17 protein-coding genes are annotated in these 18,197 nt (G+C 68.8%); 8 read left to right on the forward strand and 9 right to left on the reverse strand.

Annotated elements, in window-relative coordinates; translation table 11 throughout:
* Position 1 precedes the first annotated feature (1 nt).
* From nadC to E3T34_RS10455, 6 genes are all read right to left on the reverse strand, one after another.
* The gene (nadC, locus tag E3T34_RS10430) at positions 2 to 862 is read right to left on the reverse strand and encodes a carboxylating nicotinate-nucleotide diphosphorylase (protein WP_134342942.1); all 861 of its coding nucleotides are present in this window, start codon (positions 860 to 862) and stop codon (positions 2 to 4) included.
* A complete protein-coding gene (gene nadB, locus E3T34_RS10435) occupies positions 856 to 2,514 on the reverse strand; it encodes an L-aspartate oxidase (protein ID WP_134342943.1) in 1,659 nt (552 codons plus the stop codon). The genes nadC and nadB overlap by 7 nt, the downstream gene beginning before the upstream one ends.
* A gap of 2 nt (positions 2,515 to 2,516) precedes the next feature.
* Positions 2,517 to 3,827 (reverse strand): quinolinate synthase NadA, encoded by a 1,311-nt coding sequence (nadA, locus tag E3T34_RS10440; RefSeq protein ID WP_134342944.1) that lies wholly within the window; start codon positions 3,825 to 3,827, stop codon positions 2,517 to 2,519.
* Between the two features lie 82 nt (positions 3,828 to 3,909).
* Entirely contained in the window at positions 3,910 to 4,620 is a 711-nt protein-coding gene (locus E3T34_RS10445; protein ID WP_134342945.1) for an NUDIX domain-containing protein, read from the reverse strand.
* Positions 4,621 to 4,717: 97 nt separating this feature from the next.
* A complete protein-coding gene (locus E3T34_RS10450) occupies positions 4,718 to 5,473 on the reverse strand; it encodes a polyprenol monophosphomannose synthase (RefSeq protein WP_134342946.1) in 756 nt (251 codons plus the stop codon).
* A gap of 4 nt (positions 5,474 to 5,477) precedes the next feature.
* Entirely contained in the window at positions 5,478 to 7,013 is a 1,536-nt protein-coding gene (locus E3T34_RS10455; protein WP_134342947.1) for a glycosyltransferase family 39 protein, read from the reverse strand.
* A 111-nt stretch (positions 7,014 to 7,124) separates the two neighbouring features.
* Between E3T34_RS10455 and E3T34_RS10460 the strand changes: the two genes are divergently transcribed.
* Positions 7,125 to 8,000, forward strand: coding sequence for a carbon-nitrogen hydrolase family protein (locus E3T34_RS10460; RefSeq protein WP_134342948.1), 876 nt, complete (start codon positions 7,125 to 7,127; stop codon positions 7,998 to 8,000).
* 13 nt (positions 8,001 to 8,013) lie between these two features.
* Here E3T34_RS10460 and E3T34_RS10465 read toward each other — a convergent pair whose 3' ends face one another.
* Positions 8,014 to 8,418: an ATP-dependent DNA ligase gene (locus tag E3T34_RS10465; RefSeq protein ID WP_233191304.1), complete on the reverse strand. Its 405-nt coding sequence runs from the start codon at positions 8,416 to 8,418 to the stop codon at positions 8,014 to 8,016.
* 147 nt (positions 8,419 to 8,565) lie between these two features.
* Positions 8,566 to 9,597, reverse strand: a complete 1,032-nt coding sequence (locus tag E3T34_RS10470) for an alpha/beta fold hydrolase (protein ID WP_158250232.1) — start codon at positions 9,595 to 9,597, stop codon at positions 8,566 to 8,568.
* 163 nt (positions 9,598 to 9,760) lie between these two features.
* Here E3T34_RS10470 and E3T34_RS10475 point away from each other — a divergent pair, with 163 nt between their 5' ends.
* Entirely contained in the window at positions 9,761 to 10,834 is a 1,074-nt protein-coding gene (locus tag E3T34_RS10475; RefSeq protein ID WP_134342950.1) for an alkene reductase, read from the forward strand.
* Between the two features lie 40 nt (positions 10,835 to 10,874).
* On the opposite strand, the gene E3T34_RS10480 is transcribed toward E3T34_RS10475, so the two are convergent.
* Positions 10,875 to 12,074: an aminotransferase class I/II-fold pyridoxal phosphate-dependent enzyme gene (locus E3T34_RS10480; RefSeq protein ID WP_134342951.1), complete on the reverse strand. Its 1,200-nt coding sequence runs from the start codon at positions 12,072 to 12,074 to the stop codon at positions 10,875 to 10,877.
* A gap of 78 nt (positions 12,075 to 12,152) precedes the next feature.
* Here E3T34_RS10480 and E3T34_RS10485 point away from each other — a divergent pair, with 78 nt between their 5' ends.
* The 6 genes from E3T34_RS10485 to E3T34_RS10510 all read left to right on the forward strand — a co-directional run bounded on the left by E3T34_RS10485 (position 12,153) and on the right by E3T34_RS10510 (position 18,191).
* Positions 12,153 to 12,740, forward strand: coding sequence for a hypothetical protein (locus E3T34_RS10485; RefSeq protein WP_134342952.1), 588 nt, complete (start codon positions 12,153 to 12,155; stop codon positions 12,738 to 12,740).
* Positions 12,740 to 13,600 (forward strand): hypothetical protein, encoded by an 861-nt coding sequence (locus tag E3T34_RS10490; RefSeq protein WP_134342953.1) that lies wholly within the window; start codon positions 12,740 to 12,742, stop codon positions 13,598 to 13,600. Before E3T34_RS10485 ends, E3T34_RS10490 begins: the two co-directional genes overlap by 1 nt.
* A gap of 119 nt (positions 13,601 to 13,719) precedes the next feature.
* A complete protein-coding gene (locus E3T34_RS10495) occupies positions 13,720 to 15,300 on the forward strand; it encodes a S1C family serine protease (protein WP_134342954.1) in 1,581 nt (526 codons plus the stop codon).
* Between the two features lie 134 nt (positions 15,301 to 15,434).
* On the forward strand, positions 15,435 to 16,496 hold the full coding sequence (locus E3T34_RS10500; protein ID WP_233191302.1) for a glycosyltransferase family 2 protein: 1,062 nt from the start codon (positions 15,435 to 15,437) through the stop codon (positions 16,494 to 16,496).
* The gene (locus E3T34_RS10505) at positions 16,493 to 17,305 is read left to right on the forward strand and encodes a CDP-alcohol phosphatidyltransferase family protein (RefSeq protein WP_134342955.1); all 813 of its coding nucleotides are present in this window, start codon (positions 16,493 to 16,495) and stop codon (positions 17,303 to 17,305) included. Before E3T34_RS10500 ends, E3T34_RS10505 begins: the two co-directional genes overlap by 4 nt.
* The gene (locus E3T34_RS10510; RefSeq protein ID WP_104100224.1) at positions 17,292 to 18,191 is read left to right on the forward strand and encodes a glycosyltransferase family 2 protein; all 900 of its coding nucleotides are present in this window, start codon (positions 17,292 to 17,294) and stop codon (positions 18,189 to 18,191) included. The genes E3T34_RS10505 and E3T34_RS10510 overlap by 14 nt, the downstream gene beginning before the upstream one ends.
* The last annotated feature ends 6 nt before the right edge of the window (positions 18,192 to 18,197 follow it).

Genomic DNA, 18,197 nt, shown 5'->3' on the forward strand with positions numbered 1-18,197 from the left:
GTCAGCCCTCGGTGAGGATGACGACGTCGAGGCCGAGGTCGAGGGAGCGCACGCTATGCGTGATGGCCCCAACCGAGATGATGTCGACGCCGGTCTCGGCGATGCCGCGCACGGTCAGCAGAGAGACGCCGCCGCTGGCCTCCACGCGTGCTCGGCCGCCCGTGAGGCGTACGCCCTCGCGCAGGTCGTCGGGGCTGAAGTTGTCGAGCATGATCGTGTCGACGCCGGCGGCAAGCACAAGCTCGATTTGGTCGATCCGGTCCACCTCCACCTCGAGGTGCGTGGTGTGGGAGATGCGGTCGCGCACCTGCCGGAGCGCCTCGGTGAGGTTCAGGCCGCCCGCGGTTAGCACGGCCAGGTGGTTGTCCTTGGCCATGATCGCGTCGGAGAGGCTGAACCGGTGGTTGTGGCCGCCGCCGTCGCGCACCGCGGCACGTTCCAGCACACGCAGGCCCGGGGTGGTCTTGCGGGTGTCGACGATGCGGGCGCGGGTGCCGGCCGTCTCGGCCACGTAGAGCGCTGTCAGTGTGGCGATCCCGCTCATGCGCTGCACGAAGTTCAAGCCGATGCGCTCGGCCTGCAGAATGCCGCGGGCGGACCCCGACACTTCCGCCAGGGTGTCACCGGCGTCGAAGACGGTGCCGTCGGCCACGAGTATCCGAACGACGACGCGCGCGTCGGTCAGTCGGAAGGCCGCCGCGAACACGGCACCACCGCTGAAGACGCCGGATTCCCGGGCGACCAGCTGCGCGGTCGCGGCGGCGTCGGCGGGGATCAGCACCTGCGAGGTGAGGTCACCCCAGGGGGCGTCCTCCTCGAGCGCGGCGCGCACGACGGTGTCGATGGCGTTCATGGTCAGCATGCAATGGCCTCCTCGGCCTCAGTGGGGTGGTCCAGATTCAGGGTGCTCCGCATGCCGTCGGCTGTGTCCGGGGCTGTGCCGCGGTTCCAGGCGACGGTGCGGGTCCAGGCGACGGTGCGGGTGAGCTCGAGCCGGCCGTCGGGGTAGTCGGAGCGGTGATGTGCGCCGCGCGATTCCTCCCGGGCCAGGGCGGAAGCCACGGTGACCCGCGCCAGGTCGAGCAGGTTGGCGTCTTCATATGCCCGAACCCGCATATTAGGTGCAATGGTTTCGTCCGGGCCCGTCGGACGGGTGGCCCAGTCGGCCAGGGTGACGGATGCCTCGGCGAGCTTCTCCCCACTCCGCAGCACTCCCGCGCACTCCCACATCAGCTGCTGTACCGCGTCACGGTCGACACCGGCAGGCAACCCCCCGGTGGTCGAGCCGGTCACGACCGAGACCCCCGCCGACACCCGAACCGGCAGGCGCAGCGCGCGCACGGCCCGGTCGGCGAACACGGCCGCCTCGAGCAGAGAGTTGGAGGCCAACCGGTTGGCGCCGTGGGCGCCGGTGCGGGCCACTTCCCCCACGGCGAACAGGCCGGGCAGGCTGGTGCGGCCCCAGATATCCGTGAGCACCCCGCCCATCCAGTAGTGCGCCGCCGGGGCGACCGGGATCGATTCGACGGCCCAGTCCAGGTCGGCAGCACGGCAGGCCGCGGTGATGGTCGGGAAGCGTCGCTCGAGAAGTTCGCGGCCGAGACCGGTGGCGTCCAGTCGCACCGGTTCGCCGCCCTGCCTGGTCATTTCCCGGGCGATGCCTCTGGCCACGATGTCGCGCGGGGCGAGTTCCGCATCGGGGTGCAGGTCGAGCATGAAGCGGTGGCCCAACGCATTTCGCAGCACGGCGCCTTCCCCGCGCACCGCCTCGGAGACCAGCGGGGTACCGGGAACGGCGAGTGCGGTCGGGTGGAACTGGTAGAACTCGAGGTCGGCGACGGATGCCCCCGCGCGCCACGCGGCGGCCACGCCGTCGCCCGTCGCCAGAGCCGGGTTCGTGGTGTGCGGGAAGAGCTCGCCGGCACCGCCGGTCGCCAGGATCACCGTGTCGGCCAGGATCGTGCGGAGTGCTTCGTCGGGCCCGAGGAGGACAGCCCCGGTCACGCGACCGTCCTGCACGGTCAGATCAACCAGCATTGTGTGTTCCTGCACGCGCAGGCGGGCGCCCACGCCCCGCAGCGAGCGGGCGGCCCGTTCACGCACCGTCGCCACGAGGGCAGCCTCGATGGCTGCGCCCGTGGCGTCCCCGCCGGCGTGCAGCACCCGCGAGCGGGAGTGGGCAGCCTCCAGTCCGCGGGTCACCCCGGACTCGTCGCGGTCGAAGTCCACACCGAACCGGATCAGGTCCCGCACCCGAGCCGGTCCCTCGGAACAGAGCACGTGCACTGCGACCGGGTCGCAGAGTCCGGCCCCGGCTCGCAGGGTGTCCTGTACGTGTGACTTGACCGAGTCGTCGGGGAACATGGCCGCGGCGATCCCGCCCTGGGCCCAGCGGGTGTTGCTGTCGGGCAGGGCCGCTTTCGTGACGAGGGTGACCTGGTGGCCGGCATCCGTCGCACGCACCGCGGCGATGAGTCCGGCCAGCCCACTGCCGACGACGAGCACGCGGGTCACGGTCAGGCCTCGATGGAGACGGGCGGCTTGGCGGAAAGCATCCGTTCGAGGGCGACGCGGGCGTTGCCGGCAACCTCGCCCGATACCTGGATGCGATTGAGCACCTCGGGCGCGCGGTCCGCGGTGCCGACCAGCGCTTCGAGCACCCAGGCCAGGTAGCCCGAGTGGATGCGGTACATGGTGGAGCAGGGGCAGACCACCGGGTCGAGGCAGAAGATGGTGTGCTCGGGGTGCTGTGCGGCGAGCCGCTGCACCAGGTTGATCTCGGTGCCGATGGCGAACGTAGACCCGGCCGGGGCTGCCTCGATGGCCTTCTTGATGAAGTCGGTCGAGCCGTAGGAATCGGCGGCGTCGACGACGCCCATCGGGCACTCCGGGTGCACGACCACGCGCACGTCCGGGTGCGACTGGCGGGCCGCGGTGATCTGGTCCACCGTGAAGCGCTTATGCACGCTGCAGAACCCGTGCCAGAGCACGACCTGGGCGGCCTCGAGCTCCTCGGCCGTGTTGCCGCCGAGGGCCTTGCGCGGGTTCCACATCGGCATCCGCTCGAGGGGCACCCCCATCGCCTTGGCGGTGTTGCGGCCGAGGTGCTGGTCGGGGAAGAAGAGAACGCGGCGGCCGCGGGCGAAGGCCCACTCGAGCACGGTCTCGGCGTTGGAGGAGGTGCAGACGATGCCGCCGTGCTCGCCGCAGAACGCCTTCAGCGCGGCCGAGGAATTCATGTAGGTGACCGGGATCACGGGCACGCGGCCGTCGACGCCCTGCTCGCTGCCGTAGAGGTCCTCCAGCTGTTCCCAGCAGTCGGTGACGGAGTCGATATCGGCCATATCGGCCATCGAGCAGCCGGCGGCGAGGTTGGGTAGTATGACCGCCTGCTCCGGCGTGGAAAGCAAGTCGGCGGTTTCGGCCATGAAGTGCACTCCGCAGAAGACGATCGCCTCGGCATCCGGACGGCTCTTCGTGGCCTGCGCCAGCTGGAAGGAGTCGCCCACGAAGTCCGCGTGCGCCAACACCTCCTCGCGCTGGTAAAAGTGCCCGAGGACCACGACCCGGTCGCCGAGCGTGGCCTTGGCGGTACGGATGCGGTCGCCGAGTTCCTCCGTCGACGCGCGACGGTAGACCTCGGGCAGCTCACCCTGCCGCGGTGACCCGGTGGGGATGACATCGCCCATCGACGACCCCGGGCCGTAGCCCGGCGTGCCGGAATCAAACTCCCACGGAGCGGTGAGCAGGTCGGGGCTGCACGTGCTGCCGGTGGCAGCTCCCGTGCTGATGAGTCGAATGGTCTGGTCGACCGATGCGATGGTCATGCGGTTACTCCTCGATATTCATACAAAGCGATAGTCGGACAAGCGGTGGCCAGCAGGAGGGTGCTGGGAGGAAGAGTCATGCTCAGCCGATGGCCGGCTCGAGCGCACCCGGAGTGGTGGCATGAACGGAATCGTTGTAGCGGTAGAGGCGGGGCGGCCGATGCGGTACGCCGGCTACGCGCTGGCCGGTGTCGACCACGGTGCCTGACCCCTCGATCGTGCGGCGGAAGTTGGCCGGGTCGAGGGCCTTCTGCAGCACGGCCTCATGCACCTCGCGCAGCTGCGCGAGCGTGAAGGTCTCGCCGAGGAACGCGTGCGCGATGCGGGAGTACTCCACCTTGGTGCGCAGGCGCCAGAGGGCGTATTCCACGATGAGGTTGTGGTCGAAGGCGAGCGGCGACAGGTGGTCGGCCGGAAACCACCGCACATTCTCGTCCTCGACGGCCAGCGCCGCCTCACCGGACTCGACGAGCGCCCAGTAGACGACCGAGACGACCCGGCCGCCGGGGGAACGCCCCGGATCCCCGAAGGTGTAAAGCTGCTCGAGGTACTTGGGGGTCAGGCCCGTGGTCTCGCGCAGGGCGCGCGCGGCCGCGCCGGCCAGGCGCTCATCGGCCCGCAGGCCGCCGCCGGGCAACGCCCACTGACCGAGGTAGGGTTCCCGGGTGCGGCGTACAAGCGGCAGCCACAGGGTCGAGTGGCCGGATTCCGGATCCGGCCGCAGGGCAAAAATGACCGTCGACACGGCGAGGGCCGCCTCAAGCTGGGTGTTTATTCGCGCATCCACTGTCATTCACCAAGTAAAGGTCATTGTGACTCTAACTGAATGGATTCATCTTATAGTCACTCTGACCAGAAGTCACGCCCTATGGGGAGGCGTGCGGGTCCGGTCAGCGGGCACGCGGCAGGGATGTCGGTGTAGACGCGGCAACGCGGCGAGCGTTCCTGCCGGTGAGACCCCAGATAGTGACACGGGCCATCGCCTCGGCCACGATCGCGGCACTCATCTTCGAGGAACCGACGGTGCGCTCCACGAACGTGATCGGCTTCTCGACAACGCTGAGCCCGGCCCGAACCGCATGCAGCAGCATGTCGATCTGGAAGCAGTAGCCCAGGCTCTCGACGCCGGAGAGGTCCATTCGCCGGAGGGCATGCGCCGTGAAGACGCGGTAACCGCCGGTGACGTCTCGCTGGGGCAGCCGGAGCAGCACGCGCGAGTAGACCGATCCGCCCCGCGACAGCAGACGCCGGTGCCACGGCCAGTTCCGCACCATTCCGCCCGGGACCCAGCGGGAGCCCAGCACCACATCCGCCGTCTCCGCGGCCTCGAGCAGGGTCGGCAGTTGCTCTGGCAGGTGCGATCCGTCGGCGTCGAGCTGCACCAGTCGGTCGTAGCCGCGGGAGAGCCCCCAGGCGAAGGCCTCGAGATAGGCGGCTCCGAGGCCGCTCTTCCGGGAGCGGTGCAGGGCGTGCACTTGGGAATCGGTGGCGGCCAGCGCGTCAGCCAGCTGCCCCGTGCCGTCCGGGGAGGAATCATCGACGACCAGAACGTCGGCCGCCGGCACGCTCGCGCGCACCCGGGACACGATCGACGCGACGTTGCCCTGCTCGTTGTAGGTCGGGATGATGATCAGAGTCCGAGCCATGGGGCTACCTTGTCATTTCGATGATCTGCGTTCGGTTCAGCATGGTCGACTCGGCGACCGTGAACCCGAGTTGTTGCAGGATGCGGATGTTGTCCCCCCGCCTATTCTCACCGCTGGCCTGGTTCAGCAGCACCCAGACCCGGTTCGTGCCGGTAAGTCGGTCGGTCACCTGCTCCAGCGGCACAGCCACGTCCCACAAGTCGTTGGTGGCGTCGAACGGTACCGCGAGGGTGACGTCCCGCAGGCCCTCGAACGCGGCCGGGTAGAGCCGCAGGGCGAGGCGGGGCTTGCGGGAGGGCCGCACGCTCTCGTCGAAAACGACCGCGTCTCCGGGCTGCGCGCCGGCCCGCACGACCTCGGACGCCTGGCGCAGGTCACTGCCGTAGTTCTTGCCGAACTCGCCGCGCTGGTCGAGATAGGTGGGCAGCATGAGAGCCGTGATCAGGCCCAGCGCGGCGGCCTGCGGCCAGAGCGGCCGGAGGCAGGCGATCCCCATGGCGATGGCGATCGCCGCCGCCGGCGTACCCACCGACAGGTACCGCAGCGAGTACATCGGCGTGACGAGGTGCGTGCCGATCAGGAGCGCTGCGCTCGGCACGATCAGCCAGGCCAGCATGACCGCCAGGGCCGCCCTGGTTGCTGTTGGTGCGGCCCGCCGCCCGCGCACGGCGAAGACCATCACCACCGCCAGCAGGATCAGACCCCACGCCAGAACGGCCAGCGGTACGTTGCCGAACCACTGGTGCACTGCGGCGGTGAGCACGGCGATCGGCGGGCGCCGCCCGATGAAGGCGATCTGATCGCGCTGCTGAAGGCTGGCCGCCATCACGGGGGCAGCCAGGGCGAGCCCGGAGGCCGTGGCCAGGGTCCAGGCGCGAATGCCCGCCCACCTGTCGCCCTCCGGCGGTATCAGCAGCACGGCGAGGCCGAGCACCGGGATCAGCAGCAGCACAAAGAGGAAGAAGTAGATTCCCAGGGCCAGGAGCGCGGTGTAAGCCGCCCAGAGCGCGAAGCGGGTGGCGCGATCCTGATAGCGGCTCCGCAGCAGGTGCATCAGCAGAACGGTCAGCCACACCACAACGGCCGTGGCGACTGCGGCCGAACGGGCTTCGGCGCCCATGTAGGTGACCCGGGGGAGCAGCGCGAAGACGATGGCCGCGAGCACGCCGACCCGGTGGGAGATCAGGGTGCGTGCCAGCACGAAGGTGCCGGCCGTCGCGAAGCCGACGAAGAGAGCGCTCAGCCCGCGAGTCGCCAGCTCCGAAGAGCCGAAGAGGCCGATCCAGACGTGCAGCAGCAGATAATAGGCGCCGTGCACCGCGTCGACGTTGTCCAGAAGTCGGAAGAGCCCCGGCAGGGAACGTTCCGCCGACATCACGCTGGCCGCCTCGTCGCCCCAATACGAGGGCCGCCACGATCCTGCCGCCGAGACGAGGAGGCCGAGCAGCCCGAGAATCGCTGCCAGTCCTTCGGTTCGGCGCAGGGGCAGGGTCAGCGCCTCGGGGCGAACCAGGCGGGAGACCAGCGGAGGGGGAGACACGCATATACGTTAGGCCACCCCGCTGAACCCTGGAACCCAGGACCGGTACGGACCGAGGGCTACGGATGCCGCGACCCCGGCCGAGGCGTTGCCGGCGGCTAGGCTGACGCCATGATCGATCCCCTCGAGACGCGCGATCCTGCTCCCGCTGCAGCTGCAGCTGCCGGCGCTGGCTCCGGCCCTGTGGCTGCCCTGGGGGTTGCGGTGGCCCAGTTCGCCCCCGGCCGCGAGCCGGCCGTGAATCTCGCCGCCATGCGTGCCCTCGCCGAGACGGCCGTCGGCCGCGGAGCCCGGCTGGTCGTCTTCCCCGAGTACTCCTCTTTCTTCGAACCGGTCCTGGGGCCCTCTTTCGTCGCCGCGGCCGAACCTGTGGACGGCCCCTTCGTGGCCGCCCTCGCCGCGCTCGCGGTGGAACTCGGCGTGCATGTCGTGGCCGGCATGCTGGAGGCCACGGATGACCCGAGCCGCTTCTTCAACACCCTCGTCGCGGTGGATCCGGCCGGCGAACTCGTCGCGAAGTACCGCAAGCTGCACCTCTACGACGCTTTCGGCGACCGTGAATCGGACTGGGTGCGGCCTGGCGCCGTGGAGGAACCCGAGACGTTCGAGGTGGCGGGACTGCGGGTGGGACTGCAGACCTGCTACGACATCCGTTTCCCGGAGGTGACGCGCCGCCTGGTCGACGCGGGGGCCGAACTGGTGCTGGTGCCCGCCGAGTGGGTGCGGGGACCGTTGAAGGAACAGCACTGGCGCACGCTGCTGACAGCGCGCGCCCTGGAGAACACGGTCTACGTGGCGGCCGCCGACCACGCCCCGCCAGTGGGCGTCGGCAACAGCATGGTGGTCGACCCGATGGGCGTGGAACTGGTCACCATCGGCGAGACAACGGATGTCGCCGTCGCCTGGGTGCTGTCGGAGCGCCTCACAGCCGTGCGCGCCCGCAATCCATCGCTGGCCCTGCGTCGCTTCGCGGTCGTGCCCCGCTGAGCGTGCAGCCAGCTCAGAGTTCGGTGGCGATGGTGTCCTGCGAGGCGGGCGCCGCGCGCACCGTGAACTTCTGATCCGGGCGATGACCGCGGTCGGTGCGCTCCGGATGTTCGGGTTCACCCATCGCCCGCTCCTCGCCGGTGGCCACCAGACCCTGGGAACTGTTAGCGGAACGGGTGAGCTGGGCGAGCCATAGCGGGTTGATGCTCGGCGGCTGACCGCCGGAGAACTTGAAATACAGGGGAATGGCCGGGTGCAGCCACGCGGAACTGCGACCGTTTCCGGCTTCGGCGGCGTTTCGCCACGAGAGCAGGAAGCTTTCGCCCCGGCGAAGTTTCTGTACGATCACGATCTGGAGATGCGCCAATATCCGGTCGTCGAATTCGACCGTGACCCTGTCATACGTCAACGAACCCATGGGGAGCCGCTTTCAATCGGTGGGGCTGTTCAGAGGCCGGCCGCACAGGGTGACCAGATCTCAGGACTGCTCCTCAGTTTGGTCGCTATGAACCCGCTTGACAAGGGAAACAGCCGTGCCGCGGGATCGTCCAGGACACAGCGACTACTACTGCGGGAACACGCCTGACCGGGGCAGGCATCCGTTCGGCAACAGGTGAAGCAGCGTCTCATACGGTTTCTCCACGTGCGCGAAATGCCCGGTGCCCGGCACCGTGACCAGATCGAAGCCGCGGATGACCGCGCGGAGCCTGGCCGCATCCGTCGCCGCCACGAAAATGTCGGCGTCACCCTGGGTTGCGTGCACGGCGCACTCGATCCGGGCCCAGCGGTTGGCGTCGTAGGTTCCGGCGAGGTCGGATGCCACGGCGAACGCCTGCGGGCGCAGCTCGGTCGCAAGGGCCCCGATGACGCTCTCGTGCAGCAGCTCCGGTCGGCGGAACAACGGCGCCGCCAGCGTGCGCAGCAGCCCGGTGCGGTGGAGCAGGCGGATCAGACCGTGGCCGGCGCGCCCGGCCCGGGCGACGGCCCGCAGTACCGGCAGCAGGGCGCTGTACCCCGGCAGCGCGGCGAACCGGGCGACCGGGTGCCGCACGGTGTCGATCACCGAGAACGTCGTGGCCGAGACGAGGCCGACGAACGCGGTCGACCGGGTCTCGCTTGCGGCAAGTTCGAGTGCCACGAAGCCGCCGAGGGAGTGGCCGATCACGGTCCAGGAGCGGTAGCCGAGCGCCCAGGCGATCTCGGCCACCACCGCAGCGGTTGCCTCGATGGAACGAGAGGGTCCCGCCGCCGGAAGCGGCGAGTCCCCCCAGCCGGGCAGGTCGGGGATGATCAGGTCGGTCAGGCCGAGACCGGAGGCTTCGGCCGCGGCCAGCAGCGGCGTCCAGGTCGTCCAGGATCCCGCGGCGCCGTGCAGCAGGATGGTCGCGGTTTCGCTCCCGGTACGGCGGCCGTGCCGCACCGAAACCGTTGCCTGGCGCAGCCGCATGGAGCTCGTGGTCAGTCCGAAGGCCCGGGCGTCGGACGACAGAGGGAACGGGCAGTATCCGGTGCGGTCCGGGTCCTCCCGGGTCGGTGCATCCGGGGTCGGGAAGCTCCGTGGCGACGTCGTCGGCCGGGTCTCGGCGATGGTGCTCATAATGCTGGTTCGGTGCGTCGGCTCCTGTGGATTGCCCGACCGTGACGGGTGAGGGGAATGCGCGGGAGAGCAGGGCCGTTGGCCCCAGGGGGAAGCTGCTTCCCCTGTCCGAGACGGCGCACGCTCCGTCCGGCGACACCCTGACCCACAGAAAGAGCTATTCGTGAATCTTTTCTCCCCGTTGTCCCTCGGCGACCTGGAACTGCCCAACCGGCTCGTCATGGCGCCGCTGACCCGGGTTCGGTCCGGAATCGAGGGCGTTCCCGGCCCCCTCGTCGTCGAGCACTATAGGCAGCGTGCTTCGCTCGGCTTGATCGTGACCGAGGGCACCTACCCCAGCCACGCCGGTCAGGGCTTCCCCGGCCAGCCAGGGCTGGTCACCCCCGAGCAGATCGTCGGCTGGACCAACGTCGCCGACGCCGTGCACTCCGCCGGCGGGCGCCTAGTCGCCCAGGTAATGCACGCGGGCCGCGTCACCCACGAGGGCACCAACGGCGGCCGCGAGGTCGTGGCTCCCAGCGCCATCGCCATCCAGGGCGATACCCGCACCTACGCGGGAAAGGCTGCCTACCCGGTACCGCACGCCCTCACACTCGACGAACTCCCCGGCGTGATCGCGGACTTCGTGCAGGCCTCCCGTAACGCCATCGCCGCGGGACTCGACGGCGTCGAGATTCACTCCGCGAACGGTTACCTCCTGCACGAGTTCCTCTCGCCGGCCTCCAACCAGCGCGACGACATCTACGGCGGCTCCCCGCAGAACCGGGCCCGTTTCGTTGTCGAGGTCGTCACCGCGGTGGCCGAGGCGATCGGCGCCGGCCGCGTCGGCATCCGGGTCTCGCCGGAGCACAACATTCAGGATGCCCTCGAAACGGATGCCGCCGACCTTATGGCCACCTACGGCGCGCTCGCCGATGCACTCGCTCCGCTGGGCCTTGCGTACCTGAGCATCCTGCACCGCGAGCCGGCCGGCGAACTGGTGCAGCAGCTGCGTGCCCGTTTCGCTGGGCCGCTCTTGGTGAACAGCGGCTTCGGCGAGGTCACCGACCGGGACGAGGCGATGGCCATCATCGCCGACGAACTGGCGGATGCGGTCGTCGTGGGCCGTGCCGTGATCGCCAACCCCGACCTCGTGTCGCGCTGGCTCAAGGACCTGCCGCTGAACGCTCCCGACCCGCTTACCTTCTACGGTGCCGGAGCCGAGGGCTACACGGACTACCCGGCACTGGCGCACTAGAACCCCTGTCGGCACCTCCAAAGCGGCGGCTGCCGGGCTGCTAACGGGCGATGATGCCGGCCAGCTGGGCGGCGGCGCGCTCAAGCACGTCCACCTTTTTACAGTAGGCGAATCGCACCAGCGAGGCATACTCGGACCGGTGCCGGGCGGAGCAGAACGCGCCGATCGGAACCGCGACCACCCCGGCGAGATCGGGCAGCACCCGGCAGAACTCGGCGCCATCAGGGTAGCCGAGCGGCGCGGCATCCGCCACGATAAAATACGACCCCTGAGGTCGACTGACCGTGAACCCCGCTTCGATCAGGCCGCTCTCGAGAACATCGCGCTTGGCCTGCAGGTCGGCGGCGACACCAGTGTAGAAGGTGTCCGGCAGGTCGAGGCCCCGCGCGATCGCCGGCTGGAACGGCGCGCCGTTCACATAGGTGAGGAACTGCTTCACGGCCAGGATTGCGGTGACAAGAGCGGACGGGGCGGTGAGCCAGCCGATCTTCCAGCCGGTGGTGTTGAACGTCTTCCCACCGGAGGAGATCGTGATGGTGCGCTCGCTCGCGCCCGGAATCGTCGCGACGGGCACGTGGGCGACACCGAAGGTGAGGTGCTCGTAGACCTCGTCGGTCACGATGAGCGCGTCGTGACGGTGTGCGAGGGACACGATGAGTTCCAGGGTCTCGCGCGGCAGCACGGCCCCGGTGGGGTTGTGCGGATTGTTCACGATAATCAGTCGGGTGCGGTCCGTGATGGCGGCGCGCAGTTCGTCGGGGTCCGGCTGGAAATCGGGCGCCCGCAGGCGCACCGTGCGATGGATGCCCCCGCCCAGCGCGATCAGGCCGCCGTAGGCGTCGTAGAACGGCTCCAGCGTGACAACCTCGTCGCCGGGGTCGAGCAGTGCGAGAACGGTTGCCGCCAGCGCCTCGGTGGCACCCGCCGTCACCAGGACCTCGGTATCCGGATCGACGGACAGGCCGTAGAACCGGTGCTGATGCCGAGCGATGGCGCCTCGCAGCACGGGCAAGCCGCGCCCCGGCGGGTACTGGTTCGCACCGTCGGAGATCGCCTGGCGTGCGGCTTCGAGAACCTCGGCAGGGCCGTCCTCGTCGGGGAATCCCTGGCCGAGGTTGATGGCGCCGGTGCGCAGGGCAAGGGCACTCATCTCCGCGAAAATGCTCGCGGCGACGGTGCCGTCCGCGGCGAGCAGGCCGGCCCCACGGGCCGTGCGTCGCCAGGCCCCGGAGATTGTCATGATGTCACCTGCATGGCTCCAAACTACGACATGTGGAAAGTTCGAGCGGGGCTGCGCCGGATGCCCTAGGTTGGCCGCATGCGGACCGTGCAGCGCGACCTCCTCGTTCTGGGCCCGCTGCTGCTGCTCGGCACACTCGCGCTGACCGGTTGCACGCCCGAACCGGTGCCCCGAGCGCCCCAGGCGTCCGAGACGACCGCGCCGACGGATGCCCCCGTCTTCGCGTCCGATGAGGAAGCTCTGGCTGCGGCCACCGAAGCCTATGCGGCGTATCTGGCAATGTCAGACCAGATCCTCGCGGAGGGTGGGGAAAACCCAGACCGAATTCGTGCGTTTTCCACTGAAACGCTAGCCGAGATAGAGATGGAAGGTTACGCCCAGGTCCGGTCCAACAAACTCAGAAGCGTCGGCGAAAGTCGGTTTTCGGACTTAATCCTTCAGGATTTGAGCCTAACTGAAAAAGCCGGCCGAGGGATAGTTACCACCTACTTGTGCTCGGACATCTCGGAAGTGGACGTGGTGAACGTGAATGGTGACTCCGTCGTGAAGGATGCGAGACCAGATTTCACTCCCTTCATCGTGTCGTTTGATCTCGTCTCGCGAGAGCCGGTCAAGCTCCTTGTGTCGAGCGCTGATGTCTGGGACGGGGCCGGAATATGCAAGTAATGCGGACGAACGTCGCCATCATGATTTGCTTCCTGACCGCCTTGATAGTCCTCACGATCCCCGAACCGACTCTTGCCGCCGATGGTTCCTGCAGTCGTGCTGACCTTCAGATTGGCGGCTGCCCGGAGGCTAACGGTGCCATCAACAACGGCGGGGTGGACCTTTCTGCGGGGTACGAGACCGGCGGGGGACAGGGGTCCGGGAACGAAGCCGGTGGCGGAGCGGGATCCGGGGCGGGCGGGTCCGGTTCCGGCAGCGGCAGCGGCAACGCCGGTGGCGGCCAAGTCGGTGCAGCACCCGTCGTCGATCCGCTGGCGTTCGTGCGCGACGACTTCACGGTCAACTGCATTCCGGGGTCGCCGTGCGACCCGAACCTCGTGGTGAGGGTTAGTGATCTGGTCAACTTCCAGCCCGCGGCGCCGTCCCAGACGATGGAACCGCGCGGCTGGAGCGTGGCGGGTTTGCCCGCGAACTTCATCGCGTCGGCATCCGAGCACTCCCGTACCGGCGCCTTGCTGGGATATCCGGCGGAGGTTCATTTCACCCCGGTCGGCTACCGCTGGTCCTACGGCGACGGTGCCCAGGCAAGCACGAACTCGGGCGGCGCGACCTGGGCGGCACTGGGCCTCCCGGAATTCTCCGACACCGCCACCAGCCACGCGTTCGCCAGTCCGGGAAGCTATGCCGTGGTCGTCGCGGTGGTGTACTCGGCCGAGTATCGCTTCGCGGGCCTTGCCTGGCGGCCGGTGCAGGGTACGCTGTCGACCTCGGCCAGCCCGCTCGGCGTGATCGTGGGGAATGCCCAGACGGTGCTCGTCAACCGCGAGTGCACGACAAACCCGGCTGGTCCGGGTTGCTAACTGTGTTGATCGACCCGGCACCGCGCAAGTCACGGCGTCGTCATTGAATGCTCCCAGGCTGCACAGATCATTCGTTCAGGTTCAGGAGTCAAGGTGGAAATGCTTGGAAGGAGCACACCATGACCGACAATCCGCAGGCACCCGGCACCACTCCCGATCCCGACGACGCAGTCCCATTCGAAGTCAATGCGGCCGGCGAGGCTTCCGCCACGGCCCAGCCCTCTGCGGATCACTCCTCCGGCGGCACCCCCGGCGACGAGAAGCCGACCGAGGTCATCCCCGACACAGTTTCCGCCTCTGAGCAGTCGCCGGCCCAGCCCGCCGCGGCCCAGCCCACCTCCGCCTCGGCCGCGCCCGCGCGCGCGTACGCCACGGATTCCTTCGGTCGCCCGGTCGCGGAAAGCACCACCTCGAATCCCTACGCGCCGAATACCCAGCCGCAGTCCTACGCCCGTCAGAACGGGTACGCCGCCGACCAGCCCGGCGGCCCGCGCACGCAGCCCCGCCGCTCGGGTAATATCGCCCTGATCGCGGCCCTCGCCATCGGCGCTCTCGTCGGAGGGGCATCCGGCGCCGGCGTCACGGCCTTCGTGGTCACCAACCAGACCGTCGGAATCCCGACCAGCCAGGCCGACGGCCCCAGCACGGTCGTGGTCAACAACACCGACAGCGTCAACCAGATCACGGCGGTCGCCGCCAAGGCCACGCCCAGTGTCGTCACCATCGCCGCCTCCGACGGCAGCTCCGGCGGAACCGGTTCCGGCGTCATCCTGTCCGAAGACGGCTACATTCTCACGAACACGCACGTCGTCACCCTCGACGGCGCCGCCGCCGACGCCAGCATTCAGGTCACCGCCAGTGACGGCAAGCTCTACGCCGCCACCATTGTCGGCACCGACCCGGTTTCCGACCTCGCCGTGATCAAGCTGGACGGTGCGAGCGGCCTGACGCCGATCAAATGGGCCGATTCCGGCAAGCTCAACGTCGGCGACAGCGCCATCGCGATCGGCGCACCGCTCGGCCTCTCCGGCAGCGTCACCGACGGCATCGTCAGCGCACTGAACCGCAGCATCTCCATCGCCTCCTCGGCTGCCCCGTCGACACCCGAGAACTCCGCACCCGACGAAGAGCAGAGCCCGTTCTTTTTCGACCTTCCCGACCAGAACGGCGGCGCGGCCCAGGCTCCCTCCACCGGCAGCATCTCACTCTCGGTCATCCAGACGGATGCCGCGATCAACCCCGGCAACTCCGGCGGAGCCCTGCTCAACGCCAAGGGCGAGCTGATCGGCATCAACGTCGCCATCGCCAGCGCGGGCGGCGACTCGGCGGCCGCCGGCAGCATCGGCGTGGGCTTCTCCATCCCGTCGAACCTGGCCAAGCGTATCTCCGACGAACTGATCGCCACCGGCACGGCCAGCCACGGTCTGCTCGGCGCCAGTGTCACCAGCGCTGCCGGCAGCCCGGAGAGCGCCACCGTCGGCGCCCTGATCAGCGAGGTCTCGGCGGGCGGTGCAGCGGAAAAGGCCGGACTCCGAAAGGGCGACATCGTCACCAACCTCAACGATCTACCCATCACCGACGCGAACGACCTCACCGCCCAGGTGCGCGCTCTCGCGGCCGGCGAGACGGCCGACCTCACCTTTGTGCGCGATGGAAAGTCGGCCACGGTATCCGTCACGGTCGGCGCACTCTCCAGCTGACCACTCGCTCCTTCCAGAGAACAACAGCTGCGCCGCCGGTGATCCACCGGCGGCGCAGCTGTCGTTTGCGGCCCCGATGCAGGCAGGAAACACCCGGCTGGTAGGCTCTTACATCCCGCCAGAAGAATGGAACTATGACCAGCCAGGATCCTTCTTCCGGAGCCGCATCCCTGCTCGGGGTTTCCTATGTGATGCCGGTGCTGAATGACGTCACCCATGTGCGCGCCGCCGTGACCAGTCTGCTCCGCCAGGACTACTCGGGGCCCTTCGAGGTCACCCTGGCCCTCGGCCCGAGCATCGACGGCACAACCGAACTGGTTGAGGAGATGGCCGCGGTCGATCCGCGCATCCGCATCGTGGCGAACGAGATCGGCTCCACTCCGGCAGGCCTCAACACGGCTATCCGTGCCTCGCAGTACGCGTTCGTCATTCGCGTCGACGCCCATTCGGTGCTGCCGCCGGACTACGCCCGCATCGCCGTGGAGACCCTTGAGAGCACCGGCGCCGACAATGTCGGCGGCGTCATGGACGCCCAGGGCGAGAGCCCGTTCCAGAAAGCCGTCGCGCGCGCTTATGGCACGAAGATCGGCCTCGGCGGCACTCCCCTGCACATCGGCGGCCCGGAGGGCCCCGCGGAAACCGTCTACCTGGGCTGTTTTCGGATGGACAGCATCGTGCGCGTCGGCCTCTTCGACGAGGGCATCAAGCGCGGCCAGGACTGGGAACTCAACCGCCGTCTGCGCGACCAGGGCGGCATCGTCTGGTTCACACCTCGGCTCCGGGTCGTCTATCGGCCCCGGCCGAGTCTGGCCCGGCTGGCCCGGCAGATGGTGTCCACCGGCCTCTGGCGAGGGGAACTCGCCCGCCGATATCCCGAGGACAACGGCATCCGTTACTTCGCCCCGCCCGTCATGGTCCTGGGTGTCACTGTCGGCACTCTGGCCGGGCTGGCTGGCCTGGTTCAGCTCCTCACCGGGGCGAACCCGTGGTTGCTGCTCGGTTTTCTGATTCCCGCCGCCTACCTGGGGCTCGTCGCCGTGGCCACGGCCCTGGTGACCCGGCCGGACGGGTTTCGTGCCGGGCTGTGGTTTCTCGTAGTCTTGCCCTGCATTCACTTCTGCTGGGGGATCGGCTTCCTGCTCGGGTTTCTGAAATTCACCACCAACATCACGGCCCATACCGGAAGGCACCAATGACGTCAGCGAATCCCGCGGCGACTCGACCCTCCTCAATCGCCGAGCTGCGCCACGTGGCCCAGCCGCCGGAAGTTCGGCTGCGGGCGAACGCCGAGCACTGGACGGCGTCGCTCTACCTGCGCGACATCTCCCCGTATCTGACCTGGATGCTTCTGAAGACCTCTATCTCGGCGAACGGCGTCACCGGCCTGATGATCCTGGTCGGCTGGTCCACGGCGGCCGCGCTGCTCATTCCCGGCATCTGGGGCGCGATGCTCGCCCTCCTGCTTGGGCAGCTGCAGATGTTGGTCGACTGCTGCGACGGCGAGGTCGCCCGCTGGCGCCGGCAGTCCTCCCCGGCCGGCGTGTTCCTCGACAAGGTCGGGCACTACACGACAGAGGCCCTCATCCCGATCGCGTTCGGGATCCGGTGCGCCTTCTACCCGTTCGAGGCCCCCGCCGACTTCCTGTGGACCACGCTCGCACTGCTGCTCGCCCTCGTCATCGTGCTGAACAAGGCCCTCAACGACATGGTGCACGTGGCCCGCGCGAACGCCGGCCTGACCAAACTCGCCGATCGCAAGCACGAGCAGACCCCGACGTCGAGCTTCATCGCCCGCGCCCGCCGCCTGGCCCGGTTCCTCCCGTTCCACCGGCTGTACCACTCGGTCGAACTGACCATGCTGATCTTCGTCGCCGCGGTCGTCGGCAGCTTCCTCGGCGAGCCGGCGGTCGACCGGTTCGTGCTGATCGTGCTCGTCCCGCTGGCCTTCCTCTCACTGGTGGGCCACTTCGTGGCCATCATGGCGTCCAAGCGTGTCCGGTCCTAGCGCTTCACCGGTCGGGCCCGCCCTGCCGACAGTGGGGGTCGTGCTGCTCACCCAGGGCACCCGTCCCGACGACCTTGCCCGCGGCATCCGCAGTCTGCTGGCCCAGCAGGGAGTTCTCCTGGACATCGTGTGCGTGGGCAATGGCTGGCAGCCGACCGGGCTGCCGGACCAGGTGAAGACGCTCGGCCTGCCCGAGAACCTGGGCATTCCGGCCGGCCGCAACCGCGGGGTCTCCCGCGTCGCGGGCGAGTTTCTCTTCTTCCTCGACGACGACGCCAGCATCCCGGACCCGCACTTTCTGCGAGATGCCATCGGCGTGCTGCGGGCGGATTCGACCATCGGCCTCCTGCAGCCCCGAGTGGTCGACCCGGCCGGGATCGTGTCGCCGAGACGCTGGATTCCGCGCATCCGCAAGGGCGAAGCCACCCACTCCAGCAACGTCTTCTCGGTCTGGGAGGGTGCCGTACTGCTACCCCGGGCCGCCTTCGACGCCACCGGGGGCTGGGCCGAGCCGTTCTTCTACGCCCATGAGGGCATCGAGCTGGCCTGGCGTGTCTGGGACCTGGGCCTGCGCGCCTGGTACGCCGGCGAGCTGGAAGCGAATCATCCCGTGATCGCGCCCACCCGGCACGCCGACTACTACCGATTGAACGCCCGCAACCGGGTCTGGCTGGCTCGCCGCAACCTTCCGGTCCTGCTCGTGCCCGTCTACGCCGGGTCCTGGCTTCTGATCCAGGTACTGCGCTGGGCTCGAAATCCGGGCGCACTGCGCGCCTGGCTCACCGGTTTCCGCGAGGGGTGGACCACCGACCCGGGGGAGCGGCGTCCCCTCAGGGCGCGCACGGTGTGGCGGATGACGCTGGCCGGACGGCCGCCCATCGTCTAACGATTC

The organism is Cryobacterium sp. TMT1-62, from assembly GCF_004403145.1.
GTDB lineage: Bacteria > Actinomycetota > Actinomycetes > Actinomycetales > Microbacteriaceae > Cryobacterium > Cryobacterium sandaracinum.